Source organism: Paracoccus shanxieyensis (genome assembly GCF_009711265.1).
Lineage (GTDB): Bacteria > Pseudomonadota > Alphaproteobacteria > Rhodobacterales > Rhodobacteraceae > Paracoccus > Paracoccus shanxieyensis.
In genome coordinates this window covers 1-14,757 of record NZ_WMII01000042.1, presented here as the reverse complement: position 1 = coordinate 14,757, position 14,757 = coordinate 1, and the positions used below count along the sequence as shown (strand labels likewise).

The following is a 14,757-nucleotide window of genomic DNA, read 5'->3' as shown; positions in this document are numbered from 1 at the left end:
TATCCGGTGGCATCCGATCCCCTGCCGGATCCGACTGTCGGGGGCCAATGAAGGGGGCTTGAAAGGAGTGTTTAAGGCGCGGTCACGAAAAACGCGCTGCTGACAATATCTCTGTCCCTGAGTGACAAAACATGTGTCCCGCTACACCCGGTGCGCAGGCTATTTTCGGCACGATTCGGGCAAAACGCTGTGGGGGAAAATTGGGGGAGTGGTAAGGCTGAAATATCGGCTCAACTTGCTGATATTAAACAATAAAACGGCGGTAAAATGGCGGAGGGGATGGGTCTGAAAGACAACCTTCTCCACTGATTTACTTTACAAAGCAATGACTTACGTGCGCTTCCGTCAGCCGTCCGGCTGCCTTACCAATAAAATCCGAAGAACCTGAACCGCGGTTGAGCCTGTGGCGACGTCAGTGCGGGCATCGCGTGCCCAGCCATCGGCGGGACGGAAAGCGTTCGGCTGGGGGCCAGCGCGCGGAGCCTCGCGATCCGGCTTTCCACCGGCGGATGCGTCCGCAGCAGCGAGTGTTCGGGGATGCGTCTGCCGGGCAGGAAGATGTCCTCCCAGAACCGGCCGACGCGGCGCTCGAGCTTGCCGAGCGCGACGAGCAGCCCCGTTCCGGGCCCCAGGATCACGGTGACCGAAACCCAGGCGAGCGCCGCCATGAGTCCGAGCAGCAGCGCCGATTGCACGAGATTGAGCAGACGGTGGCGGGCGGAGGTCGCGGTCATGTCGTCGTACGGTCTCCGAGTTCGCGCCGGTCCTGATCGCGCACCAGCCAGTGGACAGCGCCCAGTGCAAGCGCTGCGGCGGCGAGTGCGGCAATCTTTGCCGGCTCCGTCTCGCCGAGGTCCAGGATGATCAATTTGCGCGCGATGGCGAGGAGCGCGATCAGCACGATCGTGCGGACCTGGAGGATCCCGAAGCTGCGTTCGGTCGCAACAAGAAGGGAGCGCTTGAACTCGAGCGCGATCACCACAGTGAAGATCATGCCGAACACCACCTGGAAAGTGGCGTAGTCGAGCGTGTCGAATGCCCCCAGAAGCAAGCGGTTCACGACTTCGCGCATCAGCGCCCAGACCGACGCCACGACGATCGCCGCAATGATGACGCTGAGGACGAGGATGACAACTTGCTCGAACTTCTCGTAGAGCGTCATCGCCGACCATTGTTCACGGGTCAGCCCGGATGGTTTCAGGTCTTTCATCAGTACCCCTCGAAGTTTCCCCCGAATAGACAAGCTCTCCCTGGCTTCGCCGCAGACCGGGATCATTCGGGAATTCTTTACCTGCGATGGAGCCAGGAACCAATTGTTATGTGTCGAGAACCGGGACTCTGGGCCCAGACTATCGATCGTTCCTCAGTCTTCCTGCGAAAGAGCCCCGCCGCTGGTCTCGTTTGCGGCGGGGCTCCATTAGAGGTTCTCTTTTAGTTGAAGATGCGCGTTCGAAGTTCCTCGAACCGGGTCGCAATCGTTTCGAAGATCCCTCCGGTATCCTCCTGCGCCTCAATCTGACGGTCCAACTCATCCAGCGCCTGATGCAGATCCTCGAAATCGCTTTCGCGGCCGTAGCCGAGCGCTTCGGCGATTTCGAGTTCCTGGCGTGCCGCCTCAACATAGTCGGCGGCCGTCAGATCGGCATCTTCAGTCGCGGCTTTATCTTCAGTAGCGGCCTTGTCGTTTGCCGCCTCACCGTCGTCATTGAGCAGAGCTTTGGCCTTCTCGATCATCGCTACGGCTCTGAGCGGAGGCAGGGCGACCACTGTGTCGGTCACCACCTCGGTGCTCAGTGCGGCGTTGAGTACCGTCATCGCTTCGTCGGTCTTTCCGTCATCAAGCAGTGCCGTCGCTGCAAGGATCGCGTCGGGATAGGTCGCAAGCGGAAGGCTGGTTGTCCGGATGACAACCTCGGACGCGAACCCGCTCAGCAGCGGTCTCGCTTCCTGGAACTTCCCATCGTCGACCAAGTCCTCGATCTGTTTGCCGAGTTCTCGGACGGCTTTGACGCTGCCCAGAACGTCATAGGTGATATGATCGATCCGTACGGGCGCCAAAGCGAGATCCGGTTCACGCGCGACGACGGTCTCGAGCTTCCCCGTGGCCAACGCGAGCGCAGCAATCGCCGCATCTGTATCGCCCTTCTCGATCGCGGCGATCGCAGCGTTCGTTTCATCGAGCGCGTCGACCGCCTCCTGGATCACGGCGGTGCGTTTATCGGCGAGCTGTGAATCGGTTTCGGCGGTCACGCTCTCTTCGACCTGCTCCCGGTTGACCGCCTGCGCTTCAGCTTCCGCCTGAGCCGTATCCTGAGACCAGGAAGGGCCGGCGCTGACAATCAGCAGGGCCAAAGCTGTTCCCGCGTAAAGATTCCTGAGTTTCATCAGTCTGTTCCTTTCGGCTTTGATTGGTTCTACGGCGGTTTCGCCGCAGAGTTGGCACGATCAATGCCCGGCTCAGGCCTCCTTGACCGCGATTTTCCTGACCTTGGCTTGCGCCTCGGGAGTCTGGGGCAGCTTGATCGTCAGAACCCCGTTCTTGAAGGAGGCTTGCGCCTTTTCGCCATCCACACCGGGGGGGAGCGGAATTGTCCGGTAGATCGCGCCGTAGCTGCGCTCGGAGAGATAGTATCCCTTCTTCTCCTCCTGGCGCTCGATCTTCTTCTCCCCCTTCACAGTCAACATGTCATCGTTGACCGTCACCTCGATGTCCTTCATCTCCATGCCCGGCAGCTCGATCGATACTTCGATCGCCTTGTCGGTCTCGACCACGTCGGATTTCGCTTCGCCGCTGCCAAAGGGCCATTCGAAATGACCGACACGGTTCCAGAAGTTCTCGAACACATGGTTCATTTCGCGCTGGAGTGTCGCGATCGGGTTGTCTTCGCTGCTCTTGGCATCTGGCGCGCCGTCCTTGCGCGCCCAGGGGATGAGGTCTTTGATCTGCATGATATGGTCTCCTTCGGTTTTCAGGCGCCCTTGACGGCGATCTTTTTCGGCTGCGCTTCAGGGGCTCGGGGGAGCGTCAGGGTGAGGACACCTCCACGCATCTCGGCTTCGATCCTGTCGGGGTCGAAATCCTCGGAAAGCGTGAAGGCCCTCTCGAAATCACCCTCGCCATATTCGGCATAGGCAAGTTCCAGGTTTTCTGGCCGCATCGGCTCAACCTTGCCGCGGATCGTCAGCACGCGGTTTTCGAGTGTGATTTCGACCGCATCGGCGGCGACCCCAGGCATTTCGAGCATAATGGAGACACCCTGATCGGTCTCGACGATATCGGTCAACGGGCGGTAGATGCGTCCGCCGCCGGTGGTCTCGGGCGAGTCGGTCGGCGTCTTTTCGGCGGCTTGCGTGATGTCGGTGCTCATCGTTCCAGCTTCTCTAAGGCTGCCTTGATCTCGATTTTCTTCGGCTTTTCTTCCTCGGGCCGGGAGATGGCGATCCGCAATACGCCGTTCGTCATCTTCGCCTCCACCTTGTTATCCGAAGCCGTGAATGGCAGGCGGATAGCGCGGGAAAACTTGCCATAACCGCGTTCGTTTCGGTGCCAGCGCGCACCTTCGGGAACCTCGGGCAGCTTGCGTTCGCCCGACAGCGTCAGGACGTTGTCCTTGACCGAAATTTCAATGTCGCCCGGTTCGATGCCGGGAAGTTCAGCGGTGACGGCAACGGCCTCGGAGCCTTGCCACACATTCACCGCCGGGAACGCCGCGCGGGACGGTGGCCAGAAGCCGCGGTCGAGATCGCGCATCATGGAGCGCATCAGCGCGAATGGATCGCTGCGGCGCAGATATGTCGGATAGAGCATTGCTGGCCTCCTGTTGCTGATCGATGCCCCCGAACCGGCGGCATGGTCCGACCGGGCAACGGTGCCGGCTGGATGTCGGTTCGGAGACCACCCATCAAGATAGGCGGTTCCATTTATTATGCAAGCATATATGATGCGTGCATTGCACTTTGGATGGAGTGCGGTCTATCCTGTTTCTCATGCAGACGGAGGAAAGATACCCTTGATCACTTCTGATCTCGCCCTGATCGGGACAACGATCCACCGGGTCGCGCAGCTCATCCAGCAGCGGATCGACAACGAGATTGGCGACAGCGGCCTGACCCGCCTGTCCTGGATGGGGGCGGCACATGTCGAGGATTCGCCCGGGCTGACCATCGGCGATCTGGCCGGGCGGCTGGAGGTGGGCCGGGCCACTGCGGGCCAGCTCGTCGATCGCATGGTCCGGGGCGGCTGGGTCGAGCGGTCGCCCTCGCTCGACGACAGGCGGTCGCAGATCGTCACCGCAACGTCGAAGGCCCGGGCGATGCTGGAGGAACTCGCGCCGCGGCAATCGGCGCTCGAACATGAAATCCTGCAGGATCTGTCGGCAGACGAAAGGCGCATTCTGCTGGCGCTGCTCGAGCGGATCAGGGCGCGGCTCGGGCGCCAGTGAAAGGGACAAGCGGCATGGAAAGGAAGACCGAATACAACATCTGGTACTGGGTGGTGGCTTTCATAGCCGTGCTTTTCATCCAGAACCTGATCGCCGGCTGGCAATCCGTCGCACCGATCGGCTACAGCCAGTTCGAGAGCTATCTCGAGGATGGCAGGGTCGCCTCCGTTGCGGTCGGCGCGGACACCATCACCGGCACCTTCACCGACCCCGTCGACGGCAAGAGCCAGTTCGTCACCACGGTCGTGGATCCCGCGATCCTGCAGCGGATCGACCGCTCCGGCGTCGAGATCACGGGCGTTCCTCAGAACACCTTTCTCGGCACGCTGATTTCCTGGGTGGCGCCAGCGCTTGTCTTCTTCGGAATCTGGATGCTGCTGTTCCGTAAGTTCGCCGACAAACAGGGTTTCGGCGGGTTCATGCAGGTGGGCCGCAGCAAGGCCAAGGTTTACATGGAAAAAGAAACCGGCGTCAGCTTCGCCGACGTGGCCGGTGTGGACGAGGCCAAGGCCGAGCTCGAGGAGGTCGTAGAGTTCCTCAGGAACCCCGCCGAATACGGAAAGCTGGGCGCACATATCCCCAAAGGCATATTGCTCGTCGGGCCGCCGGGCACCGGCAAGACGCTTCTAGCGCGCGCAGTGGCAGGCGAGGCCGGCGTGACCTTCTTTTCGATCTCGGGCTCCGAGTTCGTCGAGATGTTCGTGGGCGTCGGTGCCGCGCGGGTGCGCGACCTCTTCGAGCAGGCCCGGAAATCGGCCCCGGCAATCATCTTCATCGACGAACTCGACGCTCTTGGGAGGGCGCGCTCCTCCGGCCAGATCGCCGGTGGCCATGATGAGCGTGAGCAGACGCTGAACCAGCTTCTGACCGAGCTCGACGGCTTCGACCCTTCGGTGGGCATCGTGCTCCTGGCCGCCACCAACCGACCAGAGATCCTCGACCCCGCGCTGCTGCGTGCGGGACGCTTCGACCGGCAGGTGCTGGTGGATCGGCCGGATAAGAAGGGACGTGTGCAGATTCTCGGCGTTCACATGAAAAAGGTGAAGCTCGCCCCGGACGTCGATGCCGAGAAGGTCGCAGCGCTTACTCCCGGCTTTTCCGGGGCGGATCTTGCCAATCTCGTCAACGAGGCAGCCTTACTCGCCACCCGCCGCAAGGCGGATGCGGTGACGATGGACGACTTCAACAATGCCGTCGAACGCATCATCGCCGGGTTGGAAAAGAAGAACCGCGTGCTGAACCCGCGCGAACGCGAGATCGTGGCGCATCACGAGATGGGGCACGCGCTGGTGGCGATGGCTCTGCCGGGGGTGGACCCGGTGCACAAGGTCTCGATCATCCCGCGCGGGATTGGCGCGCTCGGCTACACGATCCAGCGCCCGACCGAGGACCGCTTCCTGATGACGCGGGAGGAGCTGGAGAACAAGATCGCAGTCCTGCTTGGCGGGCGCGCGGCAGAGAAGATCATCTACGATCATGTCTCGACTGGGGCGGCGGACGATCTGGTCAAGGCGACCGACATCGCCCGCGCCATGGTCGCGCGGTACGGGATGGACGAAGACCTCGGGCATGTCAGCTACGACACCGATCGGCCCGGCTTTCTCGGCACCGGCGACCAGTCGTCCTGGCTGAACCGCCGCTACAGCGACGCCACTGCCGAGCGGATGGACGCGAAGGTGCGCGACATCGTGGATGGCGTCTTCAAGCGCACCCTCACCCTTCTTGAAAGCAATCGGGATCTTCTCGAGGAATCGGCGCAGGATCTCCTGCAACGAGAGACACTGGACTAGCCCGATCTTGTGGCAATTGGGTCCAAGGCGAAAAGAACGGAAGCGGTCGCTGCGTGACACTGTCACTGGCGCAGATGATCGACGAACAACCCTGACTGGATAATGAAAACGGAGAAGACGAATGGCAAACGGAGCTTGCGATATTTGCGGTCGCCCGGCGACGGCGCGCGTGCGCGCCTCGGTGAACGGCAGGGTTCAGAACATGGAGCTGTGCGATCAGCACTACAGCGAAATAGCGCGCCGGTCGGGTCGCAGCGCCTCGCCGCTGGAGTCCCTGTTCGGGCGGCGTTCCCTTCTTGACGAATTCTTCGGCGAGAGCGGTTTCGGCAGCCTCTTTGGTGACAGTCCGCTGCGAGGCGGCACGCTCGGCTCTGTGGGTGATGGCGATAACGCTGTCGTCGACGCCACTGTCGGCGAGGGCGCGCCGCGGCGTGGATCGCGGCGCGGCGGCGGACGAACCATCGCCGACCGGCTGAGCGAACAGGGCAACAAGCTGCTGCAGGATGCCGCACAGAAGGCCGGGGAATTCGGGCGCAGCGAGGTCGATACCGAACATCTGCTTCTGGCATTGACCTCGTCTGACGTCGTCAAGACGATCCTGGAACAGTTCAAGGTCGATGTGGACGATCTGCGGCGCCAGATCGAGAAGGAAGCGAAGCGTGGAGACGCCAAGACAGAAGGCGAAATCGGTGTCAGCCCGCGTCTCAAGGACGCGCTGAACCGGGCCTTCATCGCCTCGAACGAACTCGGCCATTCCTATGTCGGTCCCGAGCACCTGCTGATCGGCCTTGCCGAAGAGGGCGAAGGCCTCGCGGCCGCGATGCTGCGCAAGCTGGGGTTGACGCCGCAGGCGCTGCGTCAGCAGGTGACGAAGGTGGTCGGCAAGGGAGCCGAGGAAGGCCGCGTCGAGACTCCGTCGAACACCCCCGATCTCGACCAGTTCAGCCGTGACCTGACGAAGCTCGCCCGCGATGGCAAGCTCGATCCCGTCATCGGCCGCGCCCGCGAGATCGAGACGACGATCGAAGTGCTGGCCCGCCGGAAAAAGAACAACCCGGTGCTGATCGGCGAGCCCGGCGTGGGCAAGACCGCCATCGTCGAGGGACTTGCACAACGGATCGTCGCGGGCGAAGTGCCCGAGGCGCTGCGCGACAAGCGGCTGGTCGAGCTCAACATCAACTCGATGGTCGCAGGGTCCAAATATCGCGGCGAGTTCGAGGAGCGAGTCCAGAAGATCCTCAAGGAGATCACCGAGGAGAAGGACAGCCTGATCCTGTTCATCGACGAGATGCACACCATCGTCGGCGCCGGCCAGGGCGGTGGCGAAGGTGGTCTCGACATTGCCAACACCTTCAAGCCGGCGCTGGCGCGGGGCGAGCTGAACCTGATTGGCGCGACGACGCTCAACGAGTACCAGAAATACATCGAGAAGGACGCGGCGCTCGAGCGACGGTTCCAGCCGGTTTATGTGGACGAGCCCACGGTCGCACAGACGATCATGATTCTGCGCGGGCTGCGCGACACGCTCGAAAGCCACCACAAGGTGACGATCACCGACGAGGCGATCATCGCCGCCGCGGAGCTTTCGGATCGCTATGTCACCGGTCGCTTCATGCCCGACAAGGCGATCGACCTGATCGACCAGGCCGCGGCGCGGGTGAAGATCTCGGCCACTGCGCGGCCCGTGGACGTGCAGGAGCTCGAAGCCGAGGTCGCGCAGATCAAGCGCGAACAGGACTATGCCGCCGCGCGCAAGCAATTCGACCGGGCGGCCGAGCTGAAAAAGGAACTGGAGGCCAGGCAGACGGAGCTGGACGAGCTTCTGGAAATCTGGAAGCGCGACCAGGCTTCGGCGACCGCCGAGGTGCGCGCCGATCACGTCGCGCAGATCGTCTCGAAGATCACCGGCGTTCCGGTCACCGAACTGACCGCCGAGGAGAAGGACAAGCTCCTCAAGCTCGAGGAGAAGCTGCACGAGCGCGTCATCGGCCAGGAAGAAGCGATCCGCGCCGTGGCCGATGCGGTGCGCCTGGCGCGAGCGGGTCTGCGCGAAGGTTCCGGTCCGACCGCGACCTTCCTGTTTCTCGGGCCGACCGGGGTTGGCAAGACGGAACTGGCCAAGACGCTCGCGGAGGTGATCTTCGGCGACCAGGATGCGCTGATCCGTATCGACATGTCGGAGTATGGCGAGCGCCACTCGGTTGCCCGGTTGGTTGGCGCACCTCCGGGCTACGTCGGATACGACGAAGGCGGGCAGCTGACGGAGAAGGTGCGTCGTCGGCCCTATTCGGTGGTGCTCCTCGACGAGATCGAAAAGGCGCATCCCGATGTCTACAACATCCTGCTTCAGGTGTTCGACGATGGCCGCCTGACAGATGGCAAGGGCCGCGTGGTGGACTTCACCAACACCATCATCATCGCCACCTCGAACCTCGGTTCGGACATCATCCAGCGCAACCTCACGAAACGCGGCAGCAGTGAGTTCGACGAGGCCAAGCAGAAATCCGAACTGATGGAGGTGTTGCGCGGTCATTTCCGGCCAGAGTTCATCAACCGGATCGACGAGATCATCGTCTTTCATTCGCTGAATCAGTCGGAGATCCGCCAGATCGTCGAGTTGCAGCTCAACCGGGTGAAGCGGACCGCCCTTACCCAGGGCGTCGAACTCGAATTCGACGTGAGCGTCGTGGATCACTTCGGCGCGGTCGGCTTCCGCCCCGAATTCGGCGCCCGCGAGCTGCGCCGGCTGATCCGGTCGGAGTTGGAGACCGAGTTGGCCCGCGAGATGCTCTCCGGGCGGATCGAGGATGGTGACAAGGTCCGCGTCGCCTGGTCGGAAGACGAACAGAGGGTCGTGTTCGAAAAGATCGTAAAGGACACCGGTGACGACAGCCCGGACGATCAGGCCAAGGCCGGGATCGAGGAGCCCAGCGAAGTTGCCGAAGACAGGACGGACGTTCCGAAGCCCAGCGCTGGGGATGAGGTGCAGTCCAAGGACGACAAGTCCGCCGAGTGACAGCGCAAAAGACTGGCCCGGCGCGATATCGGTCGCGCCGGACCATCTCTTCGGAGAGTTATAGGAAGGTCCACGGCATGAACGTCATTAGATCATTCCGCAATCTCGACCGGCACGGCCAACAGCGCGCGCCTGAGGTCATCGAGGAAGAAGTGCGGCAACTTGAACCGCACCTTGCGCGCTTTCGCGAGGATCTGGTCCGGCTCGAAGTCGTTGCCTCGCAGACGAGGGGCAAGACGCGCATCGAAGTCAGCCTGCGCCTGCAACTGCCGTCGGGCGTGATCGCGGCGCGGGAAGAGGGATTCGAGATCGAGCCTGTCCTGCGCAAGGCCTTTGCCGACCTGCGCCACCAGGTCGATCGGCATGTGGCGCGCCTCAAGCACGAGCCTGAATACAAGCGTCCCGCCCGCCGGCGCCGGATCGGCGCCCCGCTGTCGCCCGCGCGGGATGCGGCGGAAGCGGACCGGCGCCAGCTCTTCTTTGACCTGATCGAGGATCATCTCGATACGGTCTACGATACCGTCAGGCGCGAGTTGACCTATCTCGAGTGTAGCGGGTCTGTGCCGGCTGGCTACCTGAGCGTTCGCGATATCGTCGATGCGACGATCCTCAAGGGGCTGGCCCGCTTCGAGGATCGGCCTTCGGAGTTTTCCGTCGGCGACTGGCTGAAACGGCTGGCTTTTGAGACCATCGAGGAAGAATCCCGCGCCGCCCGCCGCGCCGTGCCTGAGGATGCCGCCTCCATCGAGGCGGAACCCGAGGCCCCGGCGGAGGATCCGACCGAGGCGGATCAGGCGATGTTCGAGTTCTACCAGCCCGACGAAGTGCTGATGCTGGAGGACCTCATCGCCGACGACGGCGGCACAGACCCCGAGACCGAAGTGGATCGTCATGATATGGCCATGGCACTGCACCGGGCTATCGCAGATCTTGCTCCGGTCGAGCGCCGCGTCCTGTATCGGATGTACCTGGAAGACGCCACGATCGCGGAGACGGCGCACCTCCTGGGTCTCACTGAGGCGGAAGTGTTGAAGATTGCAGAGAACGCGGCGGAGACACTGCGCGGCACGCTGGTCGAAGCCGGGTTGATCGGCGAGGCATCGGGGCGCGCGCCCGTGGAAAGGGAAATTGCCCGGACGCAGTGTCTGCCTCAACCGGTCGAGGACCGCCGCCGCGTGGCGGCCGCCCTGGCCGGCGCGGAGACAATCGGCACTACTGAGTTGAAACCTGAACAGGAGATGGACCAATGACGACAACCTCTGCAAAGCAATCCGACACGATGCAGGACATGCTGTGCAGCCTGTCCCGGAATTGGTGGGCATTCGTGTTACGCGGCGTGCTCGCATTGATCATCGCAGTGCTAGCCTTCGTCATGCCTGCGGAAGCGCTTCTGGCGCTCACGCTGGTCTTCGGCGCGTTCGCCTTTGCCGACGGCGTGTTCGGCCTCGTCGCCGCGATACGTAACATCCGCAAGGGCGAACGCTGGGGCTGGCTGATGTTCAGCGGCATTCTGGGCATCGCCACGGGCGTCGTCGTGGTTGTCTCGCCTTTTGTCGCGACGCTTGTGCTTGCGACATTCCTCTGGGCCAGCATCGCATTCTGGTCCGTGTTCTCGGGTGCCCTCGAGATCGCGGCAGCGATCCGCCTGCGAAAGGAAATCAACGGCGAAATCTGGCTGATCCTGAGCGGCCTTCTCTCGGTCGTTCTCGGTGTCGTCGTGACCTGGATGCTGCTGACGCGCCCGGTCGAAAGCTTCCTCGCGCTCGGCTGGCTGATCGGCTTCTACGCCGCGGTCTTCGGGGTGATGATGATCCTCCTCGGGCTACGGCTTCGCAAGGCGGATCGTTCGGACGGTGCGGCCTTCGATGACGCTCCCCCATCGGCAAAGGCGTGAGGTGCCCTGTGGTGGATGACGGGCGACTTGCCGGCGAGGAGCACGATTTCACCCGATGGGACGAAACGATCTTCGACCGTTGCCTGAGCACCGGCTTCAATCCGTTCGGCAGCGGTCCGACGCCAATCTTCCTGCGGCACCGGGACGCAGAGGCGCCGGACGCCGATGCAAAGCCGTGCATGCCACCTGACACCGAAAATGCGAGGTGCTGATGTCGAACCGCCTGCCTGACTTGGCATTTGCTGCTGCAGCCGCTGCCTTGGGCATCGGCATCGTTTTCGTTTTTCGTTCGATGTATCTTGCCGAAGACATACTGCCTTTCGCGCAGGAGATGACGCTCATCTTCCTCGGCGCTGTCGTGACGATCATTCTGACCGCGGCGCTTCTCAATCGCCAGACCGATCTCGAGCTTCGCAAGGAAGGAAGGGTCATCATCCTCCAGCAGCAATGCGACATTTACATGGCCTGTATCGAGAAGGTCGCAGAGATCGTGGAAACCGCAAGGCACGATGCGAAGCTGATCGATGAACTGCGTGTTCTCAGCCACAAGCTGGCTGTGGTCGCGAGTGCAGGGGTCGTGTCCAGCTTCGAGCAGGTACTGGAGAGCTTGCAGTCCGGTTTTGCTGACGGCACGCTCTCGGACGGGGACGGAGAGGGCGTGATGAATGCCGTCGCCGATCTCACGATAGCGATGCGGTCGGACGTCCTGCACGCTGCTGCCTTTCCTTCGCAGAACACCGAACGCGCCGTTCGCCTGAATTCGAGGCGAATGGAAAAACTCGACGATCTCGAACGTCACCTTCTCGTATCCACCGACACCCGGGAGAACTGATATGCGCGGCCATAATCGTCCACCATTCCCGCCGAAAATTCCCGGAACCGATCTGCCATCCTGGGACGTGCCGACGGCAATCATCTACCGTCCTGCCCGTTCCGCGATGACATCGGCACCGCGGCCCAACTACTGGGTCCTCGAGTTCGAGCCGTCCCGGCCGCCGCAGGTCGAGCCGCTGATGGGATATACCTCCAGCAACGATCCCTATCGTTCGATCCGGCTGAAATTTCCCGACCGCGAAAGCGCCGTGGAATTCGCGGAGCAGCAGGACTGGCGCTATTTCGTGCGTGAGGACGTGGCTCATCGGCATGCGCCTGACCGCTGGCGGGGAGAGGAGCGGCATCGCCTCTACAAGGGAGCCGACGCCCCGAACGCCTTTCGCATACCGTCCCGCCTGGATCGGGGTCGCACGGACCACCGGCTCCGGCGCGCAGTCGATCAGGAAGGCTCGGTGGACCTGCCGTCGCAAGAACAGGCGGAATTCGATCCAGTTTTCGAAGCCAGTCTTGAATCCTTCCCGGCCTCCGATCCCCCAGCCTGGACGGGCGTGACGATCGCCGGGAAAAAATAACGAACGCAATGGTCAGCTCGAGCGAGGATCTGCCGCTTGTGTCCTTACCTTGACAGCGTCGCGAGCCGCTATTGGCCTTCCCTGCGCCATGCCATCAGGAGAAGAACATGCATGGAGTGACCGGATTTGTCGAAAGCGCGGCCTTGTTGGTCTTTGCCGCGTTCGTGCTCGTGACGATATGTTCAAGGATCGGCGTGCCCAGCATTGTCGGTTACATTCTTGCCGGTATAGTCATTGGACCCGCCGGCCTCGACCTGATTGCCGAAAACGCTGCCCTTAGCAGCATTGGCGAGATCGGAGTGGTGCTGCTGCTGTTCTCGCTCGGCCTGGAATTCTCGTTCGAGAAGCTCGTAAGGCTCAGGAAGCATGTCTTCGGTCTTGGAGCCGTGCAGGTTGCAGTCACGACGATAACGGTGTCGTTGATAGCGAGTCTGATCTTCGATCTCGCGCCCGTCCCCGCAATCCTCATCGGCGGGGCCGTTGCCATGTCATCCACGGCCATGTGCCTCAAGGTGCTCGCAAGCGCGAACGCTCTGGGATCGGCCCAAGGACGCCTGGCCATTGCGGTGCTTCTGTTTCAAGACTTGGCAGCTGTCGCATTCCTGCTTCTGCACGATTCGATGAGTGGAGCCGCCGAAGGGTATGGCGTGATAACGGTCGTCGCCAGTGCAACGGCATTGGTTGCAGCTCTGTTCATTGCCCGTGGCCCGTTGCAGCTGCTGGCCCGTTGGGTAGCGTCGCGTGGCGATCCGGAACTTGCCCAGCTTCTCGCGCTCACCATTGTACTAGGGGCTGCGACTGTCGCGGCCACCGCCGGCCTTTCTCCGGCACTCGCTGCATTCGCGGCCGGGATGATCATCGGTGAGGGTGACGCGCGCCATGCTGTCGAGAACGAGATCCGGCCTTTCCGCGATTTGTTTGTGGGGATTTTCTTTGTCGGCATCGGAACGCAATTGCCACTTTGGATCATCCCGTATGCGTGGCCAGTCGTGCTGAGCTGGCTCGCGATCATTTTTGCGGGCAAGGCGGTGATCGTTTTGGTTGTCGCCCGAATATTCGGCGAGTCGCTTCAGACCTCATGGCGAACTGGGATAATCCTGGCCCACGGAGGAGAATTCAGCCTGATGCTGCTGTCGGTTTCCTCGTCATCGGGCATTGTTGCGGAGGAATTCGCTGGTCCATTACTCCTCGCGATTGGCATGAGCATGCTGGCCGGGAGTGTTATGGTCAGATGGGCGGCCCTAAAGGTTTAGTGGGGTCGACATCAAAATAACTATATTTCTCAGATAACGGAGAGCACGCCGGAGCCTGATCGCGCATGACGCTGTAGTCGGAGAGCATTTCGGCGACTGCCGACCCATCCGGCAGGACATCGAGCTCGTGGGCTGCGCGCACCTGGACCTCTCGGCTGTACTCAACAAGCGGCGGACAGACGGTAGCCATGCGTAGCCATGCGAGGTTCAGAAGTGGCCGTCGCGCAGGCGGTCAGCGAAATCGCTGCGATCACGAGGACGGCGAGCTGCCGCGTCGAGCATCTGGCGTTGGATGTCATTGACCTTATCCATGGCCTCAAGACGTTCGGCGAGGCGTCCCGCTCGCTCCCCGGAGCGCCGAAGCGCAAGCAGGAACAGGAGCACGGCGAGGACGATGGCGCCGTTGCGCAGCGCCGCCCGCATCCACGGGGCGGCGGCGATCCCGGTGAACAGGGCGGCGATCATCGACGCCCCCGCTTCCAGTCATCAAGTCGGGCGTAGATCGTGACCGCGATGCCGCCGAGCGCCACTGCGATGAACACCCAGCGCAGGGTGTCGAGATACGGCACCAGCGGCAGGACGGCGCTTTGCGTCTCCGCCAGCACCTGCTGGGCGACTTCCACCCCGGCTGCGCCGAGCGTCGCGACACCCGCCGCCCCGCCACCCCTCATGGTGCGGCTGTCGGCCAGCGCCTCGCGCGCGGGCGGCGTCTCGGCTGCAAATGCGGTCGCACGGACCGGAAACCGCTCGCCCCACTGTCGCGCGGGACCGAGGTCGACATGGATGAACCCCGATCGCGGGTAGAAGCCGAAGCCGAGGAACCCGACCTTGGACCTGTCGCGTATTTGTGCCGCTCCGAGTGCTCGTTTAGGCCACGTGGCGTTCAAAGGCCAAGGGGCTTTTGCCTCCCAATGCTGAGTGCCGACGGCGCGGGTTATAGAAGCCGTTGATGTATT

The 14,757-nt window shown here is 62.4% G+C and carries 15 protein-coding genes and 1 pseudogene; 8 read left to right on the top strand and 8 right to left on the bottom strand.

What is annotated here, in order from left to right; translation table 11 throughout:
* Nucleotides 1-362: 362 nt before the first annotated feature.
* From GL284_RS20485 to GL284_RS20460, 6 genes are all read right to left on the bottom strand, one after another.
* Nucleotides 363-734 carry a M48 family metalloprotease gene (locus tag GL284_RS20485; protein WP_230383220.1) on the bottom strand — a complete coding sequence of 124 codons (372 nt, stop codon included), beginning with the start codon at nt 732-734 and terminating at the stop codon, nt 363-365.
* A complete protein-coding gene (locus GL284_RS20480) occupies nt 731-1,210 on the bottom strand; it encodes a phosphate-starvation-inducible PsiE family protein (RefSeq protein ID WP_155046276.1) in 480 nt (159 codons plus the stop codon). Before GL284_RS20480 ends, GL284_RS20485 begins: the two co-directional genes overlap by 4 nt.
* 221 nt (nt 1,211-1,431) lie before the next feature.
* A complete protein-coding gene (locus GL284_RS20475; RefSeq protein WP_155046275.1) occupies nt 1,432-2,385 on the bottom strand; it encodes a YfdX family protein in 954 nt (317 codons plus the stop codon).
* A gap of 72 nt (nt 2,386-2,457) precedes the next feature.
* Complete coding sequence (locus tag GL284_RS20470; protein WP_045983517.1) at nt 2,458-2,949, bottom strand: Hsp20/alpha crystallin family protein; 492 nt, start codon at nt 2,947-2,949, stop codon at nt 2,458-2,460.
* A gap of 20 nt (nt 2,950-2,969) precedes the next feature.
* Entirely contained in the window at nt 2,970-3,368 is a 399-nt protein-coding gene (locus tag GL284_RS20465; RefSeq protein WP_155046274.1) for an Hsp20/alpha crystallin family protein, read from the bottom strand.
* Nucleotides 3,365-3,808 (bottom strand): Hsp20/alpha crystallin family protein, encoded by a 444-nt coding sequence (locus tag GL284_RS20460; protein ID WP_155046273.1) that lies wholly within the window; start codon nt 3,806-3,808, stop codon nt 3,365-3,367. Before GL284_RS20460 ends, GL284_RS20465 begins: the two co-directional genes overlap by 4 nt.
* 202 nt (nt 3,809-4,010) lie before the next feature.
* On the opposite strand from GL284_RS20460, the gene GL284_RS20455 reads away from it, so the two are divergent.
* The 8 genes from GL284_RS20455 to GL284_RS20415 all read left to right on the top strand — a co-directional run bounded on the left by GL284_RS20455 (nt 4,011) and on the right by GL284_RS20415 (nt 13,801).
* The gene (locus GL284_RS20455) at nt 4,011-4,442 is read left to right on the top strand and encodes a MarR family winged helix-turn-helix transcriptional regulator (protein ID WP_024845974.1); all 432 of its coding nucleotides are present in this window, start codon (nt 4,011-4,013) and stop codon (nt 4,440-4,442) included.
* Nucleotides 4,443-4,456: 14 nt separating this feature from the next.
* Complete coding sequence (gene ftsH, locus GL284_RS20450) at nt 4,457-6,232, top strand: ATP-dependent zinc metalloprotease FtsH (RefSeq protein ID WP_155046272.1); 1,776 nt, start codon at nt 4,457-4,459, stop codon at nt 6,230-6,232.
* Nucleotides 6,233-6,353: 121 nt separating this feature from the next.
* Nucleotides 6,354-9,248, top strand: coding sequence for an ATP-dependent Clp protease ATP-binding subunit (locus tag GL284_RS20445; protein WP_155046271.1), 2,895 nt, complete (start codon nt 6,354-6,356; stop codon nt 9,246-9,248).
* A gap of 77 nt (nt 9,249-9,325) precedes the next feature.
* Nucleotides 9,326-10,498 carry an RNA polymerase sigma factor gene (locus tag GL284_RS20440; RefSeq protein WP_155046270.1) on the top strand — a complete coding sequence of 391 codons (1,173 nt, stop codon included), beginning with the start codon at nt 9,326-9,328 and terminating at the stop codon, nt 10,496-10,498.
* Nucleotides 10,495-11,142, top strand: coding sequence for an HdeD family acid-resistance protein (locus tag GL284_RS20435; protein ID WP_155046269.1), 648 nt, complete (start codon nt 10,495-10,497; stop codon nt 11,140-11,142). Before GL284_RS20440 ends, GL284_RS20435 begins: the two co-directional genes overlap by 4 nt.
* 211 nt (nt 11,143-11,353) lie before the next feature.
* Nucleotides 11,354-11,974: a hypothetical protein gene (locus tag GL284_RS20425; RefSeq protein ID WP_037094075.1), complete on the top strand. Its 621-nt coding sequence runs from the start codon at nt 11,354-11,356 to the stop codon at nt 11,972-11,974.
* Nucleotide 11,975: 1 nt separating this feature from the next.
* On the top strand, nt 11,976-12,548 hold the full coding sequence (locus GL284_RS20420) for an NADH dehydrogenase ubiquinone Fe-S protein 4 (protein ID WP_152279210.1): 573 nt from the start codon (nt 11,976-11,978) through the stop codon (nt 12,546-12,548).
* 107 nt (nt 12,549-12,655) lie between these two features.
* Nucleotides 12,656-13,801 (top strand): cation:proton antiporter, encoded by a 1,146-nt coding sequence (locus GL284_RS20415; protein WP_155046268.1) that lies wholly within the window; start codon nt 12,656-12,658, stop codon nt 13,799-13,801.
* Between the two features lie 207 nt (nt 13,802-14,008).
* Here GL284_RS20415 and GL284_RS20410 read toward each other — a convergent pair whose 3' ends face one another.
* On the bottom strand, nt 14,009-14,266 hold the full coding sequence (locus GL284_RS20410; RefSeq protein ID WP_155046267.1) for a hypothetical protein: 258 nt from the start codon (nt 14,264-14,266) through the stop codon (nt 14,009-14,011).
* Nucleotides 14,263-14,631, bottom strand: a pseudogene (locus tag GL284_RS20405) (YcbK family protein); the annotation flags it as partial. The gene GL284_RS20410 and the pseudogene GL284_RS20405, both read right to left, overlap by 4 nt.
* Nucleotides 14,632-14,757: the final 126 nt, after the last annotated feature.